General features: G+C 67.6%; 21 protein-coding genes. 3 read left to right on the top strand and 18 right to left on the bottom strand.

The genetic code is table 11. From position 1 onward, the window contains the following. Positions 1-658 precede the first annotated feature (658 nt). The 6 genes from JNJ68_RS19170 to JNJ68_RS19145 form a co-directional block, all read right to left on the bottom strand. The gene (locus JNJ68_RS19170) at positions 659-1963 is read right to left on the bottom strand and encodes a UDP-glucose/GDP-mannose dehydrogenase family protein (protein WP_294985314.1); all 1305 of its coding nucleotides are present in this window, start codon (positions 1961-1963) and stop codon (positions 659-661) included. A 120-nt stretch (positions 1964-2083) separates the two neighbouring features. Beyond that, a complete protein-coding gene (locus JNJ68_RS19165) occupies positions 2084-2455 on the bottom strand; it encodes a hypothetical protein (protein WP_294985312.1) in 372 nt (123 codons plus the stop codon). A 1-nt stretch (position 2456) separates the two neighbouring features. Further along, positions 2457-4976, bottom strand: coding sequence for a DUF2793 domain-containing protein (locus JNJ68_RS19160; protein ID WP_294985310.1), 2520 nt, complete (start codon positions 4974-4976; stop codon positions 2457-2459). 101 nt (positions 4977-5077) lie between these two features. Then, a complete protein-coding gene (locus JNJ68_RS19155; RefSeq protein ID WP_294985308.1) occupies positions 5078-5983 on the bottom strand; it encodes a DMT family transporter in 906 nt (301 codons plus the stop codon). Between the two features lie 4 nt (positions 5984-5987). Beyond that, complete coding sequence (locus JNJ68_RS19150; protein ID WP_294985305.1) at positions 5988-6686, bottom strand: GNAT family protein; 699 nt, start codon at positions 6684-6686, stop codon at positions 5988-5990. Between the two features lie 195 nt (positions 6687-6881). Beyond that, on the bottom strand, positions 6882-7487 hold the full coding sequence (locus JNJ68_RS19145) for a LysE/ArgO family amino acid transporter (RefSeq protein WP_294985303.1): 606 nt from the start codon (positions 7485-7487) through the stop codon (positions 6882-6884). Between the two features lie 88 nt (positions 7488-7575). On the opposite strand from JNJ68_RS19145, the gene JNJ68_RS19140 reads away from it, so the two are divergent. After that, positions 7576-8460 carry a LysR family transcriptional regulator ArgP gene (locus tag JNJ68_RS19140; protein ID WP_294985301.1) on the top strand — a complete coding sequence of 295 codons (885 nt, stop codon included), beginning with the start codon at positions 7576-7578 and terminating at the stop codon, positions 8458-8460. Positions 8461-8499: 39 nt separating this feature from the next. Here the strand turns inward: JNJ68_RS19140 and JNJ68_RS19135 are convergent, their stop codons facing one another. The 4 genes from JNJ68_RS19135 to JNJ68_RS19120 all read right to left on the bottom strand — a co-directional run bounded on the left by JNJ68_RS19135 (position 8500) and on the right by JNJ68_RS19120 (position 12914). Beyond that, the gene (locus JNJ68_RS19135) at positions 8500-9240 is read right to left on the bottom strand and encodes a YebC/PmpR family DNA-binding transcriptional regulator (RefSeq protein ID WP_294985298.1); all 741 of its coding nucleotides are present in this window, start codon (positions 9238-9240) and stop codon (positions 8500-8502) included. A 76-nt stretch (positions 9241-9316) separates the two neighbouring features. Further along, the gene (locus tag JNJ68_RS19130) at positions 9317-11095 is read right to left on the bottom strand and encodes an SLC13 family permease (protein ID WP_294985295.1); all 1779 of its coding nucleotides are present in this window, start codon (positions 11093-11095) and stop codon (positions 9317-9319) included. Then, positions 11095-11973, bottom strand: a complete 879-nt coding sequence (locus JNJ68_RS19125; RefSeq protein ID WP_294985357.1) for a DMT family transporter — start codon at positions 11971-11973, stop codon at positions 11095-11097. Before JNJ68_RS19125 ends, JNJ68_RS19130 begins: the two co-directional genes overlap by 1 nt. Positions 11974-12101: 128 nt before the next feature. After that, positions 12102-12914 carry a TIGR00282 family metallophosphoesterase gene (locus tag JNJ68_RS19120; RefSeq protein ID WP_294985293.1) on the bottom strand — a complete coding sequence of 271 codons (813 nt, stop codon included), beginning with the start codon at positions 12912-12914 and terminating at the stop codon, positions 12102-12104. A 259-nt stretch (positions 12915-13173) separates the two neighbouring features. Between JNJ68_RS19120 and JNJ68_RS19115 the strand changes: the two genes are divergently transcribed. Further along, entirely contained in the window at positions 13174-15561 is a 2388-nt protein-coding gene (locus JNJ68_RS19115; protein WP_294985290.1) for a ligase-associated DNA damage response DEXH box helicase, read from the top strand. 78 nt (positions 15562-15639) lie between these two features. Beyond that, a complete protein-coding gene (gene pdeM / locus JNJ68_RS19110) occupies positions 15640-16284 on the top strand; it encodes a ligase-associated DNA damage response endonuclease PdeM (protein ID WP_294985287.1) in 645 nt (214 codons plus the stop codon). A 39-nt stretch (positions 16285-16323) separates the two neighbouring features. On the opposite strand, the gene folD is transcribed toward pdeM, so the two are convergent. The 8 genes from folD to ftsH form a co-directional block, all read right to left on the bottom strand. Further along, on the bottom strand, positions 16324-17214 hold the full coding sequence (gene folD / locus JNJ68_RS19105; RefSeq protein ID WP_294985284.1) for a bifunctional methylenetetrahydrofolate dehydrogenase/methenyltetrahydrofolate cyclohydrolase FolD: 891 nt from the start codon (positions 17212-17214) through the stop codon (positions 16324-16326). A 14-nt stretch (positions 17215-17228) separates the two neighbouring features. Beyond that, complete coding sequence (locus JNJ68_RS19100) at positions 17229-18107, bottom strand: bifunctional 5,10-methylenetetrahydrofolate dehydrogenase/5,10-methenyltetrahydrofolate cyclohydrolase (RefSeq protein WP_294985282.1); 879 nt, start codon at positions 18105-18107, stop codon at positions 17229-17231. Between the two features lie 7 nt (positions 18108-18114). Beyond that, complete coding sequence (locus JNJ68_RS19095) at positions 18115-18426, bottom strand: chorismate mutase (protein WP_294985280.1); 312 nt, start codon at positions 18424-18426, stop codon at positions 18115-18117. A gap of 118 nt (positions 18427-18544) precedes the next feature. Next, positions 18545-20221 (bottom strand): formate--tetrahydrofolate ligase, encoded by a 1677-nt coding sequence (locus JNJ68_RS19090; protein ID WP_294985278.1) that lies wholly within the window; start codon positions 20219-20221, stop codon positions 18545-18547. 162 nt (positions 20222-20383) lie between these two features. Then, positions 20384-20980: an MOSC domain-containing protein gene (locus JNJ68_RS19085; RefSeq protein ID WP_294985275.1), complete on the bottom strand. Its 597-nt coding sequence runs from the start codon at positions 20978-20980 to the stop codon at positions 20384-20386. Continuing rightward, positions 20980-21789, bottom strand: a complete 810-nt coding sequence (locus tag JNJ68_RS19080; protein ID WP_294985273.1) for a methyltransferase domain-containing protein — start codon at positions 21787-21789, stop codon at positions 20980-20982. The genes JNJ68_RS19085 and JNJ68_RS19080 overlap by 1 nt, the downstream gene beginning before the upstream one ends. Further along, positions 21780-22757, bottom strand: a complete 978-nt coding sequence (locus JNJ68_RS19075) for a magnesium transporter CorA family protein (RefSeq protein WP_294985270.1) — start codon at positions 22755-22757, stop codon at positions 21780-21782. The genes JNJ68_RS19080 and JNJ68_RS19075 overlap by 10 nt, the downstream gene beginning before the upstream one ends. 152 nt (positions 22758-22909) lie before the next feature. Then, on the bottom strand, positions 22910-24730 hold the full coding sequence (gene ftsH / locus JNJ68_RS19070) for an ATP-dependent zinc metalloprotease FtsH (protein WP_294985266.1): 1821 nt from the start codon (positions 24728-24730) through the stop codon (positions 22910-22912). Position 24731: the final 1 nt, after the last annotated feature.

Here is a 24731-nt window from a genome sequence, read left to right as displayed (position 1 = left end):
CCGCGAGCCGACCAGAACCATACTGCCGTTGGTCGCGACCGCATAGCAGTGGATCGTGCTTTCCCCCATCCGGGCGGCGTAGAAATAGGTCGTCCCACCGACCTGCACCACGCTTTGCGCCGCCAGCGCGCCGGACAGGCTGCCCGGCAGCTGCATTGCGGCGGCCAGCGACCCGTCGCCCGCGATGGCATAGGCCTGCACCCCGGCCTGGTTCGCCCCGCTGACGATCAGATGCGGCGTGCCGTTGATCACCACCCGCTCGATCTCGGCCTCGGCCGGCAGGGCCAGTCCCGGCGCAATCAGCTCCTGGTCGACGAGCCCCATCGCGCCGTCGATCTCCAGCGCCAGCACTCCGCCCCCGGCCCGCGTCGCGGTGTAAAGGAGGGTCCTCCCCTCCTGCACCACAAGCTCCAGATCCGAAATACCCGACACCATGTTCAGCGGCGCTGCCGTGAACGTTTCCATAACCTGAAAGCTGATCACTTCCGGCCCCAGTCACACCCATTTACCCAAGGCCAAGGGTGCCGGGGCGGGCGGGTCGGCTGATGCCGCAATCACGGCGCAATCGCGGCGATTGACCGCGATTTTCCGCAAAGCCGAAGGATTGACGATGCCTGTCCGACAGGAAGACTGCGGCCTTGTCCGAGGCGGCCCGTGCTCAGCGTCCGACACCGACGTAAGCTTTGAACCCCGCCTCGCGCACTTCTGCCGGGTCGTAGACGTTGCGCAGGTCGGCCATCTGCGGCACTGCCATCTTGCGGGCGATCTTGGCCAGGTCGATGCCGCGGAACTCGTTCCATTCGGTCAGAAGCACCAGCAGGTCGGCATCGTTCGCCGCCTGATAGGGGTTCTCGATCCATTTCACCCCGGGCAACAGCGCCTCGCCCTCGTGGCGGCCCTGCGGGTCGCTGATCCGCACCCGCGCCCCTGCGCCGACCAGCGCCGGGATGATCGTCAGCGACGGTGCATCACGCATGTCGTCGGTGTTCGGCTTGAAGGTCACGCCCAGCACGGCGATGGTCTTGTCGCGCAGCGACCCGCCGCAGAGGTCGACGATCTTGTCGATCATCCGCCGCTTCACCTCCTCGTTGACCTTGATCACCGTCTCGACGATCTGCATCGGCACCGCATGGTCCTGCCCGATCCGCGCGAGGGCCTTGGTATCCTTGGGAAAACAGCTTCCGCCATAGCCGGGGCCTGCATGCAGGAACTTGTCGCCGATGCGCCCATCCATGCCGATGCCGCGCGCGACCGTCTTCACGTCGGCGCCCACCTTCTCGCACAGGGCGGCGATCTCGTTGATGAAGGTGATCTTGGTCGCGAGGAAGGCGTTCGCCGCGTATTTGATCATCTCGGCGCTTTCCAGCCCGGTATAGACCATCGGAAACTCGCGCAGCGCCAGCGAGCGGTAAAGCTCGGCCATCACCTTGCGCGCCTGCACCGTCTCGACCCCCACCACCACCCGGTCGGGATGCATGAAATCGTCGATCGCCGCGCCCTCGCGCAGGAATTCCGGGTTCGAGGCGACATCGAAACTTGCCGCCGGATTGGCGGCGCGGACCGCCTCGGCCACCTTGCGGTTGGTGCCGACCGGGACCGTCGACTTGGTGACGATGACGGCATAGCCGGTCAGCGCCCGTCCGATTTCCTCCGCAGCCCCCATTACATAGCTCAGGTCGGCATGACCATCGGCGCGCCGGACCGGCGTGCCGACCGCGATGAACACCGCGTCGGCCCCGTCGACGGCCGCCACCAGATCGGTGGTGAAAGACAGCCGCCCCGCCGCCGCATTCTTGGCGATCAGCCCCTCCAGCCCCGGCTCAAAGATCGGCACCTCGCCGCGCCGCAGCCGCTCGATCTTTCCGGCATCCTTGTCGACGCAGATCACGTCATGCCCGAAATCGGAAAAGCACGCCCCCGAGACCAGCCCGACATATCCCGTTCCGATCATCGCTATGCGCATCGTGCCGCCTTCCCGTGAAGCCGAGGGCATGTCTATGCAGGGCACGCCGGGCTGTCAAACGATGCGCGACTGGCCGGGGCCGACTGAAACGGCCCGCCCTTTCGGACGGCCGCCGGACTGTCAGGGCTTTTCCGGCTTCGGAAACCGCGCCTTCACGGCAGCGACCGCGGCCAGCCAATCCTCCCTCTCCGCCTCGCCGCGCTGCCAGCGGAAGAACTGCGGGTCGGCCTCGGCGGCCAGCGCCTCGCGCAGGGCTTGGTCGCGCGCCTCCAGCGCCGCCGCATATGCAGCCTCCGCTTCCGCCGCGATCTCCTCGGGCGTGGGCGCCACCGGCTCCGGGATCGCGCGCGCCACCCAGTTGCCCTTCGCCGTCCGGCGATGCGCGGCCAGGAACTCGATGGTCAGCCCCTCGACCGGCTCGCTGCCCGCGCGCGGGGCGCTGCCGATCCAGCCGGGGATGCCGTCTTTGGTGAAAAGGACATGCAGCCTCATCTCAATACTCCCTCCCGATCAGGATACCCATGCAGGCAATGCCGACGACCGAGGACACGCCCCCCACGCTCATGCGGATATGCGGCCCCAGCAGCGTGCCGACCGGCGGCAGATTGGTGGTGATCGTGCCCGTCGCCTCGGCCAGGACCGTGTTGTCGGACGTGTCGTAGCGGATCACCCGGTAGCTGACCGACTGCGTCAGGCTGTTCGGGCTGTAAAGCTGCACCTCGTAGACCTCGCCCCGGTCGGTCGAGGGCACCGGGAAGCTCGACCCCAGGTCGATCTTCGTGGCCGTGCCAGAGGTGTCGTTGTGCATGATCTGGATGTTGGCATCCGCCGCATCCCAGCCCATGCCGACGATCCCGGTGTTGCTGGTGCTGCCCGATGGCTCGACATCGGTGGGCGTGTTCGTCGTCCCGTCCAGCCCGCAGAACGCCCGGTGCGAGGCGTTCGACACCCCCGTCGCGGGCGCCCAGACGAAGCGCACAAGGAAGCCGCCGGGGGCGTTCGCGTCGCGCCCGACCCGGACCGGGCGGCCCGCTGCGGCGGCGTTTGGCCTGATCCCCGCAATCGCCGTCGCCGAGGCCGTCGTCACCAGCACATCCAGTCGCGGCTTCATCACATGCAGCCGGGTGATCGCCGTGGCCGCCGCGGTGGCGGTCCCCATCACTGTCAGGTTCAGACTGTTCTCGCCCACCAGGCTGTTCAACCCGGCAGCAGGCTGGAAGCGCTGGACGCTGAACTCGCCCAGGTCGTTCTGGAGCAACCGCACCTTGCCGTCCGGCCCCAGGAAGCCAAGCCGCGTCGGGCCCAGATAGTCGGTCCCGTAAAGCTTCACCCCGCCCGCCGCCGGGACGCCGGGAGAAGCCACCGCGTTCAACCGCAACTGCCCCCCCTCGATCTCCACATCCGCCGCCCCCGCGAAGGCCCCGGCGCTGTTGTATTGCAGCGCGCCGCTCGCCCCGCCCGGAGAGCCACCGCCACCGCCCGCAGGCGCCGCCCAGCTCCCGTCCGCCCGCAGGAAGTTCACCGTTCCCCCGCCCGAGGGAGGGGCCAGCCCCTTCGCCACCGCATCGAACACATCCAGCAACGCGGTCGCCTGCATGCCCGTCAGGTCCTCCGGCGCCCCCGTGCCCGCTGTCACCCGGCCCTTGATCGTACCCGATGCCACATCGGCAAGCTTCACGTTCGTCACCGCACCCGCCGCGATGGTCGCCCCGAACGACCCCGTGCCCGATCCCGTGACATCCCCCGTCAGCGTGATCGTCCGGTCTCCGGTGTTGGTCCCGCTGATTGCATCCAGCTTGGCCTTGTCCGCCGCCGCCATGAACCCCGCAGCCGCGCCCGTCGCCACCGCGTGCAAGCCGCCCCCGGCCCGCGACCCGTGCGCCGTGTCGTCGAACCGTGCCGCAGGCAGGGTGCCCGCCGTCAGATCCGCCGCCGACCCGCTCGTCGCCACCGCCGCCAGCCCGGTGATCGTGGCGGCACCCTGCGTCCCGGTATGCGTCGCGCGATCGCGCAGCGCCGCATCCGCCGCGTTCGCCGTCGCCCCGTCCGCCACGTTCAGGATGCCCCGCGCCTGCGCCACCGTCAGTGCCTCGGGGCTCCCCGTCCCCGCACTGTCGCGGCCCAGGAAGCTGTCGGTCGCCACGTCCGCGAGCTTGCCCAGGGACACCGCCCCCGCGTCGATGGTCCAGACCGTGCCCGACCCCGCGACCGAGATATCCCCCTTGTCGCCATCGCTGACGCCCCCGCCCCCGCCGCCCACCACCTGAGTGGCCCCGGCCGACCGCACCTTCACTTCGCCCGTCGTCGTGTTCAGCCAAAGCGTCCCGTCCACCGGCGCCGCAGGGTCCACCGCCTGCCCGCCCAGATGCACCGGCTGCGGCAGCGTCACCTCGCCCGTCGCGGCGCCTGCGACCATCGCCACCGACCAGGCCGAGCCATCCGCCGAAACCTTGACGCTGAAGTCATCCGACCCCGCCGTCCCCATCTCGGCCCGCCCGCCGAACCCCGTCTGGAACAGAAGGCTCGCCGTGTCCGATCCCACCGCCTTGTTCAGCTTCAGCTGGTGCCCCGACCCCGCATGGTTCAGAAGCGTCGCGGGAGAGGACACCGCCAGCCGGTTCGTCGCATCCGGCGTGGCGGAAACCCCCAGCCGCCCCACCGCGAACGGCCCGTCCGACAGCGCGATCCAGGTCAGTCCATTGAAAAAGGCCATCTGGCTTTCCGCCATCACATAGGCCTGCCAGCCCGGCAGGGGTTGGGTAAACTGCCACCCCGCCTGCGTGTACATCGCGATCCGCCCGGCCTGCCCGATCCAGCTCCCCGTCGCCCCCGCCGCCACGATATGCCGGTCGCCGATCACCGGCAGCGGCGGCGGAGCGGTCAGCGTCCGGTTGATCACCGCCAGCTGCACCATCAGGTCCAGCTTCACCAGCGCCTCGTTGTGGGTGACATGCTTCTGCGCCTGCGCCGGAAGGATCAGGGGCAGCGACAGGATCGTCGTATCGTCGGGCATCAGGAACCTCCGCGGGAACGCCTCGGCGGGGGAAGCTAGGCAAAAGCCCTCAACGCCCCCTCACCAGTCCGCTCGCGGCCCCGCCGTCTGGCGCAACGCCCCTACAGATCGTCCGCAGCCACCAGCCCCACCCGCTCACGTCGCGCCTCGGCCCAGGTGTTCGCGCTGATCGCCAGGATGATCAGCGCGCCCCCCGCCATGACCCAGGGCTCCACCGGCTCGCCGAAGGCCAGGGCGCCCAGCAGCGCCGCCCAGATCAGTTGCAGGAAGGTCACCGGCTGCGTCACGGCCAGCGGAGCCGCCCGGAACGCCCGCGCCATCGCATAGTGCCCCAGCGTCGCCAGCCCCGCCACGCAGGCCAGCCAGCCGACCTGTTCCCAGCGCACCGGCTGCCACTGCGCCACCGCCAGCGGCAGAAGCCCCAGCGTCACCGTCACCGACAGGACCCCCACGATGACCGAGGCCGGGGCCTCACGGCTCAGCCGCTTGGCGATGATGTAGCTCATGGAAAAGAACACCGTCGCCCCCAGCTGCGACAGATGTCCGAGGCTCAGCTCCCGCACCCCCGGCCGCAGCACGATCAGCCCGCCCGCGACCGCCACCAGCACCGCCGCGATCCGCCGCGCGCCCAGGCCTTCGCCCAGCAAGAGCCCGCCGATCACCAGCACCATCACCGGCCCCAGGAATCCGATCGCCGCCATTTCCGCCACCGGCACCCGCGCCATGGCGTAGAACCACAGGATCACCGCCACCACATGCAAGGCCCCGCGCCCGAGGAACATCCGCCCCACCCCCGGCGCGAAGCGCATCCCGCGCATCGCCCAAAGGGCCGGGAGAAGGAACAGCAAGCCGAACCCGAACCGGATGAACGCCGACTGCGCTGCGGGCAATTCGGTGCCCAGGTAACGGACGATCCCGTTCACCCCCACGAAGGACAGCCCAGCCCCCATCATCCAGAGCGCGCCCTCCAAGGGCCGCCCCAGATCGCTCGCCTGCACCGCACTCATGACCTCAGGCCCCGGCCTCCACCCCGAACTCGGACCGAAACTCCTCCAGCCGCCGCTTCTGCCGACCCTCGGCGTCGAAATTCGCAGGCTGAAGCCAGGCCTCATAGGCCTGCCGCAACGCCGGCCATTCCTTGTCGATGATGGAAAACCAGGCCGTATCCCGGTTCAGCCCCTTCACCACCAGATGCTGCCGGAACACCCCCTCGGCGGTGAATCCGAACCGCGCCGCCGCCTTCTTCGACGGCAGGTTGTCGTCGTTGCACTTCCACTCGAAGCGCCGGTAGCCCAGATCGTCGAACACATGCTTTGCGAACAGATACAGCGCCTCGGTCGCCGCCGGGCGCTGCGCCATCAGCGGCCCCCAGTAGATATTGCCGATCTCGATCACCCCGTTGGCCGCATCGATCCGCATCAGCGTCTGCCGCCCGGCGACCTGACCCGAGGCCTTGTCGATCACCGCATAGAACAGCGGGTCCTCGCTCGCCGCCACCTTCTCGACCCAGGCCCGGAAACTCTCCCGGTCGCTCGGCGGCGCCTCGGGCAACCAGCGGAACTTCTGTTCCGCCTCCCCTGTCGCCGAAGCCTCGTAAAGCCCCTCGCCATGCCGCGCGGGGTCCAGCCGCTCCAGCCGCACAAAGCGCCCCTCGATGACCCGCGCCGAAGGCCGCTCCCGCGCCGTCCAGTGCCGCATGTCCTCTGCCATTGTCCAGCTCTCCCCTCGCGCGCCGCGCACGCTCTTGCCAGACCTTGCTAGCCGCGCCGCTCACCCCCGGCTTAGCGCCACCGGCGGGGCGATACTAGGTCCAGACCGTGCGAACAGGGTAAAGCTTTTCTGAACGCCCACAGCCAAGCACTTGAAATCACGGGACACGCTCCGCCTGTCCTGCGTGGACACAGCTCACCCCCCGAAGGCCAGCCCCGCCGCGATGCCCCACATCGTCAGGCCCACGCCGACCTCCAGCCAGACCCAGGCTGCAGGCCGCGCAAAGACCGGCGCCAGCAGCCGCGCCCCGAAGCCCAGCGCCGCAAAGAAGCTCAAGCTGCCACAGACCGCCGCCACCCCGAAGGCCAGCTGATACGGATCATACTGGGCCGAGATCGACCCGATCAGCACCACCGTGTCCAGATAGACATGCGGATTGGCCCAGGTCAGCAGCAGGCAGGTCGCCAGCACCTTCCCCAGCGGCGCCGTCCCGTTTTCGGTCGGTTTCAGCGCCTCCCCGCCCCGCAGCGCCGCCCGGAACCGCAGCGCGCCGTAGACCGCCAGGAACACCACCCCCAGCCAGCGCATCGCCTCGCCGAACCACGGGACCGCCGCGCTGAGAGAGCCGAACCCCGCCACCCCCGCCGCGATCAGCACCGCGTCCGACAGCGCGCAGACCGCCACCACCGCCGCCACATGCTCGCGTCGCAGCCCCTGCCGCAGCACGAAGGCATTCTGCGCCCCGATCGCCAGAATCAGGCTCAGCGCCACCAGATAACCGTTCACCGCCGCTTGAAACATCACCAACCCCTTACCTTCATGGTTGACGGCTACCGCGCGCCGCGACAACAATCCACTTAATCTTTTTCTTGCAACATAAGTCACGCTAATGCTCGACCCTGCCCAGCTTGCCGCCCTTGCCGCCGTCCATCGCCGCGGGTCCTTCGACCTTGCGGCGACCGAGCTGCATGTCACCCCCTCGGCCGTCAGCCAACGGATCAAGGCGCTGGAAGAGGTCACCGGCACCCTCCTGATCCGCCGCGGCCAGCCCTGCGCCGCCACCGAGACCGGCCTCCGCCTGATCCGCCACCATGACGAGATCGCGCTTCTGGAACGCAGCCTTGCCGCCGACCTTCCCGGCCTTGCGCCCGGCCCGGCCACCCTGCGCATCGCCGTCAACGCCGACAGCCTCGCCACTTGGGTCATCCCCGCCCTTGCCGCGACCTCGGGCCTTCTCTTCGACCTCGTGATCGACGATCAGGATGTCAGCCAGGACTGGCTGCGACGTGGCGAGGTTGTGGCCGCCATCACCTCGCATCCCGGCCCGCTGCAAGGCTGCGACACGATCCCGCTTGGCCTCCTGCCCTACCGAGCGACCGCCTCTCCCGTTTTTGTCGCGCGCTGGTTTCCCGATGGCGTCACCGCCCCGGCGCTGCTGGCCGCGCCGACCCTGACCTTCTCGGATCAGGACCAGTTGCAGGCCCGCTGGGCCGACCGCCATTTCAAACGGCGGCGCCAGGCCCTGCCCACGCACCGCATGGCCTCGTCGCAGGCCTTTGTCGACGCCTGTCTCGCCGGTCTCGGCTGGGGCGTGAACCCCGAGCCGCTGGTCGCCCCGCATCTCGCCTCGGGCGCGCTGGTCGAGTTGTTGCCCGACACCGCGCTCGACGTGGAACTCTACTGGCAGTTCACCCGGCTTGCCGGACCCGTCCTCGCCCCGGTGACGGCCGCGATCAGACAAAAGGCCGGCAGCGCCCTGGTGCCACCGGCCTGAAACCTGTTCATTGTATCGCGCGGCCTGCGCCGACCGCGATCAGAGCTGCGCTGCGACATCTTCGGGGACGTCGAAGTTGTGCGTCACCGCCTGCACGTCGTCATCCTCTTCCAGAAGGTCGACCAGCCGCATCAGCTTCTGCGCGGTCTCCAGGTCGACCTCGGTCAACACCTGCGGCTTCCAGACCAGCTTCGATTCCGTCGACTCGCCCAGCGCTTTCTCCAGCGCATCCGAGACTTCCGGCAGGTTCTCGACCTTGCAATAGATCCAGTGGCCGTCCTCGTCGCTTTCGACGTCATCGGCCCCGGCCTCCAGAGCCGCCATCATCACCTCGTCCGCCGACCCGGCAGAGGCGGGATAGGAAATCTCGCCCACCCGGTCAAAGCTGTGCGCGACCGAGCCGGTTGTGCCAAGGTTCCCGCCGCATTTGGTGAAATAGCTCCGCACGTTCGACGCGGTGCGGTTCAGGTTGTCGGTCATCGCCTCGACGATGATCGCGATCCCGTTGACCCCATAGCCCTCATAGCGGATTTCGGTGTAATCCGCCCCGTCGCCCATCTGGCTTTTCTTGATCGCCCGGTCGATCACGTCCTTCGGCATCGACACCGCCTTCGCCGCCTTGATGGCCAGCCGCAGGCGCGGGTTCATGTCGGGGTCGGGCATCCCCATCTTGGCCGCGACGGTGATCTCCTTCGACAGCTTGGAAAACGCCTTGGAGCGCAGCTTGTCCTGCTTGCCCTTGCGATGCTGGATGTTCGCCCATTTCGAATGGCCTGCCATGATGGCCTTACCTCGGTCCCATTTCGGTGATGCGCCCCTCTACACCCGCAGGCGCGGCAAGGGCAAGCCCGTGCGCCTACAGCGGCCAGATCAGCGGGATCAGGGCGGAAGCCACCAGCATGACGATGATGTTCAGGGGCAGCCCCACCCTGGTGAAGTCGCTGAAGCGATAGCCCCCTGGCCCGTAGACCATCATGTTGGTCTGGTAGCCCACCGGCGTCGCGAAGGCGAGCGTGGCCGAGAACATCACCGCCACCACGAAGGGCCGCGGGTCATGGCCCAGCCGCTCGGCCAGCTGGATCGCCACAGGCGTATAGATCACCGCCACCGCGTTGTTCGACAGGAACTCGGTCAGCACCAGGCCCAGGAAATAGACCGCAAGGATCAAGAGGAACGGGCCTAGCCCCGCCAGCCAGGGCGCGACTCCGTTCACGATCAGCTCCACCGCGCCGGACTGGTCCAGCCCCTCGCCCACGGCCAGCATGGCGAAGATCATCGCAAGCAGTCGCCCGTCGACGAAACCGAACGCCTCGTCGCTGTCGACGCAATGCGTGATCAGGATGCCCGCGACCGCCAGCAGCGCAAGCGGCAGGATGGGCGCCTGGTCCAGCGCGGAAAGCGTGACGATCAGCGCCAGCGCCGCCAGCGCGATCGGCGCCTTGTCGCGCCGGAAGGCCATCACCCGCGGCCGGTTCACGTCCAGCAGGCTCATGTCCGCCGCAAGTCGCTGGATGTCCTCGACCGTGCCCTCCAGAAGCAGCGTATCCCCCACCCGCACGACCAGATCGTCAAGCTGCCGTCCGATGTTCTGGTTGTGCCGGTGCACCGCCAGCACATAGACCCCATAGCGCCGCCGGAGCCGCAGGTCGCCCAGCCGGTTGCCCTCCATCCGGCAGCCGGGGCCGATCAGCACTTCCACCGTCTCGGTCTTCACCGAGGACAGCTTGTCCACCAGATGCACGTCCTTGCGGGCATGCAGGCCCATCAGTTCTGTCATCTCGGTGCGCAGGACCACCCTGTCCCCGGCCTCCAGCGTCACCGGCGCCAGGTCGCGCCGCAGCGAGGCGTCGCCCCGCAGCACGTCAATCACCCGGACCCCGTCGCGCTTGAAGATGTCGATGTCCAGCACCGGCTGGCCGATCAACTGGCTGTCCTCGGGCACTGCGACCTCGGTGAAGAACTTCATCTTCCGCCGGTCGTTCAAGAGCACCCCCATAGACTGCCGGTCCGGCAGCAGCCGCCCGCCGAACAGCGCCAGGAACGCACCCCCCGCCAGCGTGACCGCAATCCCAAGTGGCGCGATCTCGAACAGGCCGAAATGCCGTAGCCCCTCCTTCGCCGCCACGCCGTCCACCAGGATGTTGGTCGAGGTTCCGATCAGCGTGATCATCCCCCCCAGCACGGTCATGTAGGACAATGGGATCAGCAGTTTCGACGGCGCCACACCGATCCGGATCGCCAGCTGGATCACCACCGGGATCATCACGGCGACCAGCGGCGTGTTGTTCATGAAGGCAGAAGCGACGGCAACCGCTCCGATCAGCACCGCGACCGTCGACTTCGGACGATCCCCCGCATGGCGCGTGACGGCGCCCACCACCGCCTCGACCGCGCCGGTCCGCACCAGACCGCCCATGACCAGGAACATCATCGCGATGGTCCAGGGTGCGGGGTTGGCCAGCACCTCCGTCGCCTCCTTCACCGGCAGGATTCCCAGGACCAGCATCAGCGCAGCGCCGCCGATCGCCGTCACTTCGACCGGCGTCCGCTCCAGCACGAACAGGACGAACATCACCACCAGAATCGCCATCGCCACCCAGGGCGCGGCCTCCGCAGGGATCGAGATACCGAACATCAGGCCGCCACCGCTTTCCCCGCCCGCCCGCGCGGCTGCACCAGCGCCACACCGGCCAGCATCACCACCAGCGCCAGCCAGACCATAGGCGCAGGCCGCTCACCCAGAAGCACCATCGCCCAGATCATTCCCGCCCCCGTCACCAGATAGCTCGCCTGAGCCGCGAACACCGACCCCGCCGTCGCCGCCAGCCAGACATAGGTGGCGTAGAGGAGCGCGTGCAGCGCCGAGGACAGCGCCAGCGCCGCATCGTCCCGACCCAGGGGCAGCGGTGAATAGCCCTGTCCCAGCAGCAGCATCACCGGCAGGCACAGGACCAGCCCGGTCAGGCTTACCCCCAGCATCGCCTGCAAGGCGTCCATGCCTTGCGTGCCCCGATGCGCCACATAGGTTGCCTCGATGGCATAGAACAAGGGCCCGACCAGCGCCACCGGCAGCCAGGCCGCCATCGCCGCATCCGGCAGTGCCGCACCGGGGGCCGCCAGCAGCGCCACGCCCAGAAGCCCCAGCGCCAGCCCCGCCAGCCGCAGTGCCGAGAAACGATCCATCCCCAAAGCCAGCGCCATCGGGAAGGCCAGCATCGGCACGGTCGCGATGATGATCGACATGATCCCCGCCGGCAGATGCGCGACCGAGACATAGAAAGTGCCGTTCGGGATCAGCGTGCCCAGCACTGCGACGATCACGTAGAACCGCATCGCCGGGACGGTCAGCCGCATCCCCTTGCGCCGGACCAGCGCAATCGCGCCCAGTACCGCGACCATCACCACCTGCTGCCAGAAGATCAACCCGAACGGCCCGTGACCCGTCTCCGTCGCGATCTTGCCCAGCGGATGCGTCGAGCCCCAGCCAACCCCCAGCCAGACCAGAACACCCACCAAGAACCATCGCCCCGGCACCCAAGAGCCTGTCCTCTGGTCCGCGGCTGGTCGCAAGTGCCTCCCCTCCCCCCCGTGGGGTTGGGCCGGGGGTGGGGGGCCAGCAACCTCGAACCCCGCGTCGACCGTCACGGCAGGGCCTCCTGCAACCGCCCACCGATGCGGATCATCCGCACCTTCGTCGCCAGACCTGTCCTGTCGTCCGTCTCTACATACACGCCGGAAAGCGTCGCCTCGCCATTCGCCGGCTCAAACCGCCCCTTTGCCATGCCCGTAAGGAAGCGGCGCAGCGGCTCCAGTTTCTCCATCCCGATCACGGAATCATAGTCCCCGCACATGCCCGCATCCGATTGATAGGCCGTGCCCTTCGCCAGGATCATCGTGTCGGACGTCGGCACATGGGTATGCGTGCCGACGACCAGCGAGGCCATCCCGTCGCACCAATGCCCCATGCCCATCTTCTCGCTCGTGGCTTCGGCATGGAAATCGACGATGGCCGCCTGCACCACGCCCCCTAGCGTATGCTGCTTCAACACCACCTCCAGCGCGCTGAAGGGATCATCGAAGGGCCGCTTCATGAACACCTGCCCCAGCGCCTGCGTCACCAGCACCTTGCGCCCCTGCGTCGCCTCGAACACCCGCGCGCCCCGGCCCGGCGCGACCTTGGAGAAGTTCAGCGGCCGCACGATCCGCGGCTCCTGCTCGATGAAGCTCAGCATGTCCTTCTGGTCGAAGGCATGGTCGCCCAGCGTCAGGCAATCCGCCCCCGCCGCCAGCAATTCCTTCGCATGGTCCCCGGTGATCCCCGCCCCCTGGCTCGCGTTCTCGCCGTTGACCACGACGAAATCCAATCCCCAGGCCGCCCGCAGACCGGGAAGCCGAAGGGTCACCGCCGTCCGGCCCGACCGGCCCACGACATCGCCAAGGAAAAGCAGTCTCATCCGCCCCGATTAGGCGGGAGGCCGGGTTCCGGCAAGCGAATTGGCAGCATCCGGGGAAGAAATTTCTCCGAAAGGCCGAAGCTCCCCACATTCCCCGGCACACCCGGAAAAACCGCCCGAGAAGAAGAATTTTCGCCGAAAATTCTTCGCCTCCACCGACGCCCGAGCATCCCTCACCACTGGCGATTCGCCGTCAAAGGTCAGCCCCTGACGTCTCACCCCGTTCCCCAACCCGCCCCGCCGCAGTATCTCTTCCTTCATGACGCCGCTCCCCGCCGCCCTTTCCGACTGGTTCGCCGCCAAGGGCTGGACCCTGCATCCCCACCAACAGGACATGCTGGCCCGGTCGGACGACCCCGCCACCCTCCTCATCGCCCCCACCGGCGGCGGCAAGACCCTCGCCGGCTTCCTGCCCACCCTCGCCGAGCTGGGCGAGAGCCCGCCCCCCGGCCTCCACACCCTCTACGTCTCCCCGCTCAAGGCGCTCACCGCCGACATCCGCCGCAACCTCAGAACCCCCATCGAAGGCGCGGGCCTTCAGATCCGCGTCGAGGACCGCACCGGCGACACCTCCTACACCCAGCGCCGCCGCCAACGCGCCGACCCGCCGCATATCCTGCTGACCACGCCGGAAAGCCTCGCCCTCCTCCTCAGCTACGAAGACGCCCCCCGCATCTTCGCAGGGCTGCAACGGGTCATCATCGACGAAATCCACGCCCTCGCCGAATCCAAACGCGGCGACCAGCTCACCCTGCAGATCGCCCGCCTGCAGAGCCTGAACCCGAACCTCCGCCGCATCGGCCTCTCCGCCACCGTGGAAAACCCGCCCGCACTGGCCCGCTTCCTCAGCCCCTCGACAACGATCCTCCAGGCCGACCCCGGCCCCGACCCCGACATCTCGATGCTGGAAACCGAGGCCCCGCCCCCCTGGTCCGGCGGCGGCGGCCGCTACGCCATCCCCGCCATCCTGAACGAAGTGACCCGCCACAAGACCACGCTCATCTTCCACAACACCCGCGCCCAATGCGAAATCTTCTTCCACGACCTCTGGCTACAGAACATCGAGGACCTCCCCATCGGCATCCACCACGGCTCCCTCTCCCGCGAACAGCGCGAACGGGTGGAGAAAGCCATGACCGACGGGGCCTTGCGCGCCATCGTCTGCACCGGCTCGCTCGACCTCGGCATCGACTGGGGCGACGTGGACCTCGTCATCCAGGTCGGCGCCCCGAAGAACGTCAAACGCCTCGTCCAGCGCATCGGCCGCGCCAACCACCGCTACAACGCCCCCTCCAAGGCCCTCCTCGTCCCCGCCAACCGCTTCGAGGTGGTGGAATGCCAGGCCGCCCTCGACGCCGTCCGCGCCCATACGCTCGACGGCGAACCCCGCGGCCCGGGACCGAAGGACGTGCTCTGCCAGCACATCCTCGCCACCGCCTGCGCCGGGCCCTTCGACGCGGACCAGCTTTACGCGGAAGTCACCACCGCAGGCCCCTATGCCCTTCTCACCAAGCAGGAATTCGAAGCCTGCCTCGATTTCGTGGCAACCGGCGGCTATGCGCTGAAAGCCTATGACCGCTGGCAACGCCTGAAGCAGACGAACGGCAAATGGCACCTCCGCGACCCCCGTGCCGCCGCCCTCATCCGCCAGAACCTCGGCACGATCATCGACACCGATCTCCTGAAGGTCCGCCTCCGCAACCAGGGTGCCCCATTGGGCGAGGTCGAGGAAGACTTCGCCGCCTCCCTCACCCCCGGCGACACCTTCCTGATCGGCGGACAGGTCGTCCGCTACGAATCCTTGCGCGAAATGACTGTGGAAGTCTCCCGCAGCCCCGGCCGTGACCCGAAAGTCGCCGTCTTCTCCGGCACCAAGTTCTCGACCTCCACCCTCCTCACCGACCGCATCCTCCAGATCTTCCAGCAGGAGAGCTGGCCCGACCTCCCCGCCCACACCGCCTGGTGGCTGGCGAAACAGCGCGAGGTCTCCCGCCTCCCCGACCCCCGCTCCCTGCTCCTCGAAAGCTTCCCCCACGACGGCCGGGAACACCTCTGCGTCTACGGCTTCGCGGGCAGGAACGCCCAGCAGACCCTCGGCCTCCTCGTCACGAAACAGATGGAATACCAAGGTCTTGCCCCTCTCGGCTTCGTCGCCACCGACTATGCGACGCTGATCTGGGGCCTCGACCCCGTCACCGACCCCGCCCCCCTCTTCGACCTCGCCACCCTCCGCGATGGCCTCGAAACCTGGCTCTCCGGCAACGCCGTGATGAAGCGCACCTTCCGCAACACCGCGATCATCTCCGGCCTGATCGAGCGCACCCACCAGGGCCGCCGCAAGACCGGGCGGCAGGCCACCTTCTCCTCCGACATCCTCTACGACACGCTGCGCCGCTACGACCCGGACCACCTGCTCCTCAGGATCACCCGCGAGGAAGCCCTCCGCGGCCTGATCGACTTCTCCCGCATCGAACAGCGCCTCGCCCGCGTCGGCCCAAACATCGACCTCATCCGCCTCGACCGCGTCACCCCGCTCGCCGCACCCCTGTTCTTCGAACCCGGCCGCGTCCCCGTCGAAGGCGCAGGCCGCGACCGCCTCGCCGCCGCGCAAGCGCAAGCGCTGATGGAGGCCGCAGGCCTCGCCTGACCCTTTCATACTGGCGCAAATATCCCCGCCGGAGGCTCCGCCCTTGCCACCCACGCACCGCCGGGGCATTCACCCCAAATGCACAAGCTCTTCTTCCACGGCGAGACGCTGCACCTCCTGCCCTCTGGCGGCCTCTACTGGCCCGCGCGGAACACCCTCGCCGTCTCCGACCTCCACCTCGGCAAATCCGAACGCCTCGCCCGCCGCGGCGGCACCCTGCTGCCTCCCTACGAGACACAAGCCACGCTGGAAAAACTCGACCGCGACCTCGAAGCCACCGGCGCGACCACCGTCATCTGCCTCGGCGACAGTTTCGACGACCTCGCCGCCGCCGACGGGATCGAGGAAGCCTCCCGCCTCTGGCTCATCCGCCTGATGGCCGGGCGCAACTGGACCTGGATCACCGGCAACCACGACCCCGGCCCGATCGAGATCGGCGGCAGCCACCGGGCAGACCTCAAGCTCACGCCCTTCACCTTCCGCCACATCGCCGAACCGCAGGAAAGGGCCGAAATCTCAGGCCACTACCACCCCAAGGCCAGCCTTGCCGGTCGGTCGCGGCCCTGCTTCCTCGCCGACGCCCAACGCCTGATCCTGCCCGCCTACGGCACCTACACCGGTGGCCTTCGCGCGCATGACGCCACGCTCACTGCCCTGATGGCAAGGGACGCGCTGGCCATCCTCACCGGCCCGCGCGTCCTTGCCATTCCGATGCCGCGCTGACCCAAGTCCAAAAATTTTCGCGAAAATTTTTAGACTTGCTCAAGCCGTCAGCCCCTCCGGCTCGGCGAGGCCATTCGCCCGGCAGCAGGCGGTCAGCGTGTTGGCCAAGAGGCAGGCGATGGTCATCGGCCCGACCCCGCCCGGCACCGGGGTGATCGCCCCCGCCACCGCCGCAGCACTTTCGTAATGCACGTCGCCGACCAGCTTCGCCTTGCCGTCGCGCTCGATCCGGTTGATGCCGACGTCGATCACCGTGGCCCCCGGACGCACCATCTCGCCGGTGATCATCTCGGGCCGCCCGACCGCCGCCACCAGGATATCCGCCCGCTTGCAGACCTCGGCCAGATCCTTCGTCCACGAATGCGCGATCGTCACCGTGCAGCTGTCGCCCAGAAGAAGCTGCGCCATCGGCTTGCCAACGATGTTCGACCGGCCCACCACCACAGCGTTCAGCCCGGCAAGCTTGCCATGATGATCCCGCAGCATCATCAGGCAACCGAGCGGCGTGCAGGGCACCATGCTCTTCTGCCCCGTTCCCAGCAAGCCGACGTTCGAAATGTGGAATCCGTCCACGTCCTTCGCCGGATCGATCCGGTTGATCACCAGCTCCGAATTCAGATGGCCCGGCAGCGGCAGCTGCACCAGAATCCCGTGCACTTTCGGGTCCGCGTTCAACTGGTCGATCAGCGCCAGCAGCTCCGCCTCGCTGATGGACGCATCCCGCCGATGTTCGAATGATGCCATCCCGACCTCGATGGTCGAGGCGTGCTTGTTCTTCACATAGACCTTCGAGGCCGGGTCTTCGCCCACCAGCACCACGGCCAGCCCGGGCTGGATGCCGTTCTCCTCCTTCAGCCGCGTCACATGCGCCGCCACTTGCGCCCGCACACCCGCCGCAAAGGCCTTGCCGTCGATCACCTTGGCCGTCATCCCGTTCCCTCCGTTCAAACCGCTGCGGCAAAGGCCGTGCGGTAATGGTCCATCTGCATCGCCGTCGCCAGCACCGCGTTCTTCATCAAGATCGCCACCGTCACCGGCCCGACCCCACCGGGAACCGGCGTGATCCAGCCCGCCACCTCGGCGCAGCTGGCGAAATCCGCGTCACCGACCGTCCGCCCTTCGACCCGGTTGATCCCGATGTCGATCAGCGCCGCGCCCGGTTTCAGCATCTCGCCCCTGACCAGACCGGGCTTGCCCACCGCCACGAAGACCGCATCCGCCGCGCGGGAATGCACTGCGACCTGCCGGGTCATGTGGTGGCAGACCGTCACGGTCGCCCCCAGCCCCATCATCAGGAAGGCAATCGGTTTGCCCACGATCTCCGAATGCCCGATCACGCAGACATCCAGCCCCTCCATCTTCAGGGGCAGCGTCTTCAATATCTCCACCGCCGCCACGGCGGTGCAGGGGCCGAGCGTCAGGTCGTTGTAGACAATGTTGCCGATGGAGGAGGGATGCATCCCCTCGACATCCTTCATCGGATGCACCGCCTTTTGCAGCGCCTTCACCGGGATATGCGCCGGAAGGGGGCGCTGGATGATGATCCCGTTCACCCGCGGGTCGGCGTTCAGCCCGGCCAGCACGCCCTGCAACTGCTCCAGGCTGATCGACTCGGGATAGTTCCGCGCCTCGAACCCCACGCCCGCCGCTTCCGCCGACCGCTGCTGGTTCCGGACATACAGTTCCGCCGCCGCCACGTCGCCGACCGAGATCGACACCAGCCTCGGCGCCCAGCCGAGAGCCGCCAACCGCCCGGCCTCGGCGCGCGTCTCGTCCCGCATCCGGGCCGCGATGGCCTTGCCGTCAATCAGCGTTGCGGTCATCCCGTCTTTACCCCTTCCGCAGACTGTCCGGCCCCAACCGGCTTTCCTCGCGGGCGATGGACCAGTCGATCAGCCGCCGCCACAGCTTTTCCACCAGATCGGGCGGCAATCCGTAGGTCTCGGCATGATGGCGAACATTCCCGACCACCTCCTCGACCCGGCTTCCGATCCGTGCTGGCAGGTCGACCTCGGCCTTGATCTCCGCCGCGCGGTCGATATAGCCCGCCCGTTCCGCGAACAGCCGCACGAGGTCTTCGTCCAGCCGGTCGATCTCGGCCCTGATCTCGGCCATTGTCGTGCAATCTGCGGGTTTCAGCATCCCTGCCCCCTGAAAAGTCGGCTCTTCCTTAGAACAGCCGCCCCTTCCCGGAAACCCCATTTTCTGTCCACAAGTATCCCGGGGGTGCGGGGGCTGGCCCCCGCTCCTCCGGCTCTACTCAGAACAGCCCCTCGACCTGACCCTGATCGTTCAGCCGGATCACTTCGGCAGACGGCACCTTGGGCAGGCCCGGCATGGTCATGATCTCGCCGCAGATCACCACGATGAAGCCTGCGCCCGCCGACAGCCGCACTTCGCGCACCGGCACCGAATGGCCCGTCGGCGCGCCGCGGACGTTCGGGTCGGTGGTGAAGCTGTACTGCGTCTTCGCCATGCAGATCGGCAGGTTGCCGTAGCCCGCTGCTTCCCAGGATTTCAACTGGTCGCGGATCGACTTGTCGGCGATGACCTCGTCGGCGTGGTAGATACGCTTGGCGATGGTCTCGACTTTCTGGAAGAGCGGCATCTCGTCAGGATAGAGCGGCGCGAAGTTGGCCGAGCCGCTTTCGGCCAGCGAAACGACCTTCTTCGCCAGGTCTTCGATCCCGGCCGAGCCATTGGCCCAGTGCTTGCACAGGATCGCCTCGGCACCCTGTTCGGCGACATAGGCCTTCACCGCCGCCACTTCCGCATCGGTGTCGCTGTAGAAGTGGTTGATCGCCACGACGACGGGCACGCCGAACGACTTCACGTTGGCGATGTGGCGGCCAAGGTTCGGGCAGCCCTTCTTCACGGCCTCCACGTTCTCGGCGCCAAGGTCGGCCTTCGCCACCCCGCCGTTCATCTTCATCGCGCGGACCGTGGCCACGATCACCGCCGCCGAGGGCTTCAGCCCGGCCTTGCGGCACTTGATGTCGAAGAACTTCTCGGCGCCCAGGTCAGCACCGAAGCCCGCTTCCGTCACCACATACTCACCCAGCTTCAGCGCGGTCTTGGTCGCGATGACCGAGTTGCAGCCGTGGGCGATGTTGGCGAAGGGCCCGCCGTGGACGAAAGCCGGGTTGTTTTCCAGCGTCTGCACCAGGTTCGGCTGCATCGCGTCCTTCAACAGCACGGTCATCGCGCCGTCGGCCTTGATGTCGCGGCAGTAGATCGGCTTCTTCTCGCGGGTGTAGGCCACCACGATGTCACCCAGCCGCTTCTGCAGGTCTTCCAGGTCGTTCGACAGGCAAAGGATCGCCATGACTTCCGAGGCGACCGTGATATCGAACCCGGTCTGGCGTGGGAAGCCGTTCGACACGCCGCCGAGGTTGACGACGATGTCGCGCAACGCGCGGTCGTTCATGTCCATCACCCGGCGCCACACCACCCGGCGGGCGTCGATGTTCAGCTCGTTGCCCCAGTAGATGTGGTTGTCGATCATCGCCGACAGAAGGTTGTGGGCCGAGGTGATCGCGTGGAAGTCGCCGGTGAAGTGAAGGTTCATCTCCTCCATCGGCACGACCTGCGCCATGCCGCCGCCGGCCGCGCCACCTTTCATCCCGAAGTTCGGGCCCAAGGAGGCTTCGCGGATGCAGATCACCGCCTTCTTGCCGATCCGGTTCAGCCCGTCGCCCAGGCCCACGGTGGTCGTGGTCTTGCCCTCGCCCGCCGGGGTCGGGTTGATCGCGGTGACGAGGATCAGCTTGCCGTCCTTCTTGCCGGACAATGACTTGATGAACTCCTGGCTCACCTTGGCCTTGTCATGGCCATAGGGCAGCAAATGCTCCGAGGGAATGCCGAGCTTCTGACCGATCTCCATGATCGGCTTCTTCTTCGCTTCGCGCGCAATCTCGATGTCGGTCTTGAAGGCCATGTGTGTCTCCCACGGGGCGGATTGTGCCATTTGCGACGTGATAGCGGGCCGGGGGCACTTCCCGAAGGCGGTTTCCGACCTGAAACCCGCGAAATTCGCCCTGCCGTGTTTCCGATACGAAACTGTGGAACGTTTACATGAAACGCCCTAATTCCGGAACGCTTATTCCACGCGCTCCGGCTCCCAGCCCCGCTGCGCCGGGATGAACAGGCGCAGCTCATCGCCCAGCCGCAGGATGCCCTCGCGCTCCACCCAGGCGGTCACCCCGCGCTTGCCTTCGGCCGCCGGCTTGAACCCCTTGCCCAACCCCGGTCGCGCCTTCTCGATCGTCACCGCGGGCTCCTGGCAGGGCAGGTTCTCCATGTCGACGACCAGCGTCACCCCGTCCGGCCCCTGCAACCGGCTGGAGGGCGGCAGATGGCTGAAATCCGGGATGCCTTCCACGACCAGCGAGGCCCCGACCCAGGCATAGTCCATCGCCTCCAGCCCCATGTCCCGCGCGACCTCCGCCATCTCCTCGGCGCTGACAATGCTCAACTGGCGCACGTTCCGGATCTCGGTATCGCGTGGGTACAGCTTCAGCACGCGCGAGCACGAGGGGCGGGTCAGCCCGGCATGGACCTCGCCCTCGAACCCGGCGAAGCTCAGCGGCATCTCCCCCACCGGCGCCGAGGTGATCACCAGCTTCTCCACCGGCACCGGCTGGTAGCCCAGCCAGGTGACGCGGGCGCTGTGAGTGGTGGGGATCAACGGGGGCATCAGGAACGCTCCAGGATGAAGAACACGCGGGTGAAGGGAAACAGCACCCGCCCGTCGGGCAGCGCCGGATAGGCCTCGGGCAGGGCCTCGTCATAAGCGGAGACGTAGGCCGCCACTTCGGCTTCGGTCAATCCTTCCACGAAACGCCGCATCGCGGTGCTTTCGGTGAAGGCGCGGACCGGATGGCCCTGCGGCACGGGGTCGAGGATCTGGACATAGTCGGTCGTCCAGGCCCGGACCTCGCCCAGAGGCAGAAGCATACGCGCATAGTCCCCTGCGGGCAAAACCGGCGCGGGCTTCGCCGGGAAGCGCCCCGGAAACAGCCGCTCCGCCACTTCTCGAAGCAGCCGGTGCGACGCCGCCGCTTCCTGCCGCGGCATCTGCACCGCCAGCACCCCGCCCGGCGCCAGCATCCCCGCCAGCCGTGGCATCAGGCTCGCGTGATCCGGCAGCCAGTTCAGCGCGGCGTTGGAGAAGATCAGCGCGGGCGGCGTCTCCGCCGCCCAAAGCGCAATGTCCGCCTGCTTCAGGCGGCTGTAGAGCGGGTTTTCCCATTGCGTCATCCGCTCGGCGGCCTTCTCCAGCATCGCAGCCGAGGAATCCACGCCGATCAGCGGATGATCCGGCCTGAACCGCGCCGCCAGCGCCTCGGCCACCGCCCCGTCGCCGCAGCCAAGGTCCACCACATCGCCCGACGGCAGCTCCCCCACCTGCGCCAGCAAATCCAGCGCCGGCCGCAGCCGCAGGTCGCGGAAAGCCCCATAGCGGGCGGGGTCCCAATCCTTCGTCGTCGGTCCGGTCACAGCCATTTCTTCCACTTGAACAAAAGCCAGGGCACCAGCGCCGAGATCACCATCAGCCCCAGCGCCATCGGATAGCCCCAGGTCCAGTCCAGTTCGGGCATGTGCTTGAAGTTCATCCCGTAGATGCTGGCGATCAGCGTCGGCGGCAGGAAGACGAAGGCCACGACCGAGAATATCTTGATCACGTCCGACTGCCGGATGTTGATCACCCCCAGCGTCGCATCCAGAAGGAACCGCACCTTGTCGGCCTGCGCCGCCGCCACCTCGCGCAGGGACCGCAAGTCCTGCAACTGCGCCAGCGCCATCGGCATCTGCCGGGCGTGCAGGCAGGGCCCGTCCGCCGCCTCGGGGGTAGAGGTCAGGTAGGTCAGCAGCCGCAGCACCGTCGCCAGGCTTTCGTTGACCTTGCCGTTCATCGCCTCGGCCCGCCCGATCCGCTGCAAGACCACCTGCAAGGTCTCGGCCTTGCCGGACGGGCGATGCGCCGCGAAGATCGCCTTCGCCAGCGCCTCGTGCTGCCGGGTCTCACCCTCCAGAATGTCGGCCAGCCGATCGACGATGGCCTCCAGAAGACCCAAAGCCGCATCCAGCCCGGTTTCCAGCGCCGTGTCGTGGCGCGCAGCCCAGTCGGCGAAATAGGTCAGCGAGCGCGGGTGGTGGTAATGCACCGTCACCAGCCGGTCGGGCTGGACGGCGAAGGTCACCGGCCCGATCTCGGCCTCGCGCGCCTCGGGGCTGGCGATGACCTGCGCGGTCAGGAACAGCACGCCCCCTTCGCGGTAGATGCGGGACGAAACCTCGATCTCCTGCATGTCCTCGCGCGTCGGGATATCCAGGCCAAGCGCCGCTTCCACCGCGTCTTCCTCGGCCTCCGTCGGGGCTTCCAGGTCGATCCAGACCGCCTCGGACAGGTGCCGGTCAGAAAGGTCCAGCTTCTCCAGCCGGTTGTGATGCGACAGGTAGGCCGAGATCATGCCAGTCTCCAGAAGGCGATGCCGGGACTATCCCCTGCCACGGACCGCTCGTCGAGCACTTCTCTCGGCGCCGCGCGGATTGCGACGCAAATGCCCGACAAGCCAATGCGGGGAAAGCAAAAGGCCCCGGCGATGCGGGGCCTTTTCGGTGATCAAAGCGGCGCCGGTTCCGGGTCCGGTCCGGGCTTCTTGGCCCGCGCCTTGGTCTTCGGGATCGCCGTGACCGAAGCCGAGCCCCCACCGGACGGAGGCGCATCGGCGCCGTCGTCGCCCCCCAGCGGCTCGCCCGCAATCACCTTGCGGATCTCGTCGCCGGTCAGGGTCTCATACTCCAGCAGACCCTTGGCCAGCCGCTCCCATTCCTCGTTCTTCTCGATCAGGATGCGCCGCGCCGTCTCATAGCCCTCGTCGATCAGGCGCTTCACCTCCTGCTCGATCAGGCGCTTGGTCTCCGCCGAAACCGAGAAGCCCCCGGTGTTGCCGGAATAGCCGTCCGCCGCTTCGGCATAGTCGATGTTGCCGACCACCTCCGACATGCCCCAGCGCAGCACCATCGCGCGGGCCAGGGCCGAAGCCTGCTGGATATCGCCCGACGGCCCGTTGGACACCGAGTTCTCACCCCATTTCAGGATTTCCGCGGCCTTCCCGGCCATCGTCATCGCGATGCGCTGCTCGCACTGGTCCTTGTGCCAGTTCAGCCGGTCCATCTCCGGCAGGCTCATCACCATGCCCAGCGCCCCACCCCGAGGAATGATCGTCGCCTTGTAGACCGGATCGCATTTCGGCAGCGCCATCCCCACGATGGCATGGCCGCTTTCATGATAGGCGGTCATTTCCTTCTGGTCCTGCGTCAGCACCATCGACCGCCGCTCGGCCCCCATCATCACCTTGTCCTTGGCCGATTCGAAGTCGATCATGGTCACGAACCGCCGACCGGCCCGCGCCGCCATCAGCGCGGCCTCGTTCACCAGGTTCATCAGGTCCGCACCCGAGAACCCCGGCGAACCGCGCGCAATCGTCCGCAGGTCCACATCCGGCCCCAGCGGCACCTTGCGGGCATGGACCGACAGGATCTTCTCGCGCCCCTTGATATCCGGGTTCGGCACATGGATCTGCCGGTCGAACCGGCCCGGACGCAACAGCGCCGGATCCAGCACGTCCTTGCGGTTGGTGGCCGCGATGATGATCACGCCCTCGTTCGCCTCGAACCCGTCCATCTCGACAAGCAACTGGTTCAGCGTCTGCTCACGCTCGTCATTGCCGCCGCCGATGCCGACGCCCCGGGCCCGGCCCACCGCGTCGATCTCGTCGATGAAGACGATGCAGGGCGCGTTCTTCTTCGCCTGCTCGAACATGTCGCGCACGCGGGACGCACCGACACCCACGAACATCTCGACAAAATCCGAGCCCGAGATGGTGAAGAACGGCACCCCCGCCTCACCCGCAATCGCGCGGGCCAGAAGCGTCTTGCCGGTACCCGGAGGGCCAACCAGCAGCGCCCCCTTCGGGATCTTGCCGCCCAGACGCGAGAACTTCTGCGGGTTCCGCAGGAATTCCACGATTTCCTCAAGCTCTTCCTTGGCCTCGTCGATCCCGGCGACGTCGTCAAACGTGACCCGGCCCTGCTTTTCGGTCAGCAGCTTGGCCCGCGACTTGCCAAAGCCCATCGCCCCGCCACGGCCGCCGCCCTGCATCCGGTTCATGAAATAGATCCAGACCCCGATCAGCAAAAGGAACGGCAGGAAGCTCAGCAGAACCGAGACGAACCCGGACTGCGCCTGCGGCTCGGCCTCGACCTCGACCCCCTTGGCGATCAGGTCGCGCGACAGGTTATCGGTGACGACATCCCCCGGCGGCTTGATCGTCACATAGGTGGTGCTGTCCTTGCCCGTCACCACGATCCGCTCGCCGTCCAGCGTCACCTTGCTGACCTGACCGGCGTCCACCCGTTCCATGAAGTCGGAATAGGTCAGC

This window comes from Tabrizicola sp. (assembly GCF_016793705.1).
GTDB lineage: Bacteria > Pseudomonadota > Alphaproteobacteria > Rhodobacterales > Rhodobacteraceae > Tabrizicola.
Note: the sequence above shows the minus strand (reverse complement) of the source record. Positions and strands in the feature narration are given on the sequence as shown.

Coding starts and splice junctions, on each gene's coding strand:
- JNJ68_RS19095 (WP_294985280.1), bottom strand. CDS start 18,426: ATGCTGAAACCCGCAGATTGCACGACAATGGCCGAGATCAGGGCCGAG.
- JNJ68_RS19075 (WP_294985270.1), bottom strand. CDS start 22,757: ATGATCTCGGCCTACCTGTCGCATCACAACCGGCTGGAGAAGCTGGAC.
- JNJ68_RS19140 (WP_294985301.1), top strand. CDS start 7,576: ATGCTCGACCCTGCCCAGCTTGCCGCCCTTGCCGCCGTCCATCGCCGC.
- JNJ68_RS19160 (WP_294985310.1), bottom strand. CDS start 4,976: ATGCCCGACGATACGACGATCCTGTCGCTGCCCCTGATCCTTCCGGCG.
- JNJ68_RS19165 (WP_294985312.1), bottom strand. CDS start 2,455: ATGAGGCTGCATGTCCTTTTCACCAAAGACGGCATCCCCGGCTGGATC.
- folD (WP_294985284.1), bottom strand. CDS start 17,214: ATGACGGCCAAGGTGATCGACGGCAAGGCCTTTGCGGCGGGTGTGCGG.
- JNJ68_RS19155 (WP_294985308.1), bottom strand. CDS start 5,983: ATGAGTGCGGTGCAGGCGAGCGATCTGGGGCGGCCCTTGGAGGGCGCG.
- JNJ68_RS19145 (WP_294985303.1), bottom strand. CDS start 7,487: ATGTTTCAAGCGGCGGTGAACGGTTATCTGGTGGCGCTGAGCCTGATT.
- JNJ68_RS19100 (WP_294985282.1), bottom strand. CDS start 18,107: ATGACCGCAACGCTGATTGACGGCAAGGCCATCGCGGCCCGGATGCGG.
- pdeM (WP_294985287.1), top strand. CDS start 15,640: ATGCACAAGCTCTTCTTCCACGGCGAGACGCTGCACCTCCTGCCCTCT.
- JNJ68_RS19120 (WP_294985293.1), bottom strand. CDS start 12,914: ATGAGACTGCTTTTCCTTGGCGATGTCGTGGGCCGGTCGGGCCGGACG.
- JNJ68_RS19090 (WP_294985278.1), bottom strand. CDS start 20,221: ATGGCCTTCAAGACCGACATCGAGATTGCGCGCGAAGCGAAGAAGAAG.
- JNJ68_RS19115 (WP_294985290.1), top strand. CDS start 13,174: ATGACGCCGCTCCCCGCCGCCCTTTCCGACTGGTTCGCCGCCAAGGGC.
- JNJ68_RS19085 (WP_294985275.1), bottom strand. CDS start 20,980: ATGCCCCCGTTGATCCCCACCACTCACAGCGCCCGCGTCACCTGGCTG.
- JNJ68_RS19170 (WP_294985314.1), bottom strand. CDS start 1,963: ATGCGCATAGCGATGATCGGAACGGGATATGTCGGGCTGGTCTCGGGG.
- JNJ68_RS19080 (WP_294985273.1), bottom strand. CDS start 21,789: ATGGCTGTGACCGGACCGACGACGAAGGATTGGGACCCCGCCCGCTAT.
- JNJ68_RS19135 (WP_294985298.1), bottom strand. CDS start 9,240: ATGGCAGGCCATTCGAAATGGGCGAACATCCAGCATCGCAAGGGCAAG.
- JNJ68_RS19150 (WP_294985305.1), bottom strand. CDS start 6,686: ATGGCAGAGGACATGCGGCACTGGACGGCGCGGGAGCGGCCTTCGGCG.
- JNJ68_RS19130 (WP_294985295.1), bottom strand. CDS start 11,095: ATGTTCGGTATCTCGATCCCTGCGGAGGCCGCGCCCTGGGTGGCGATG.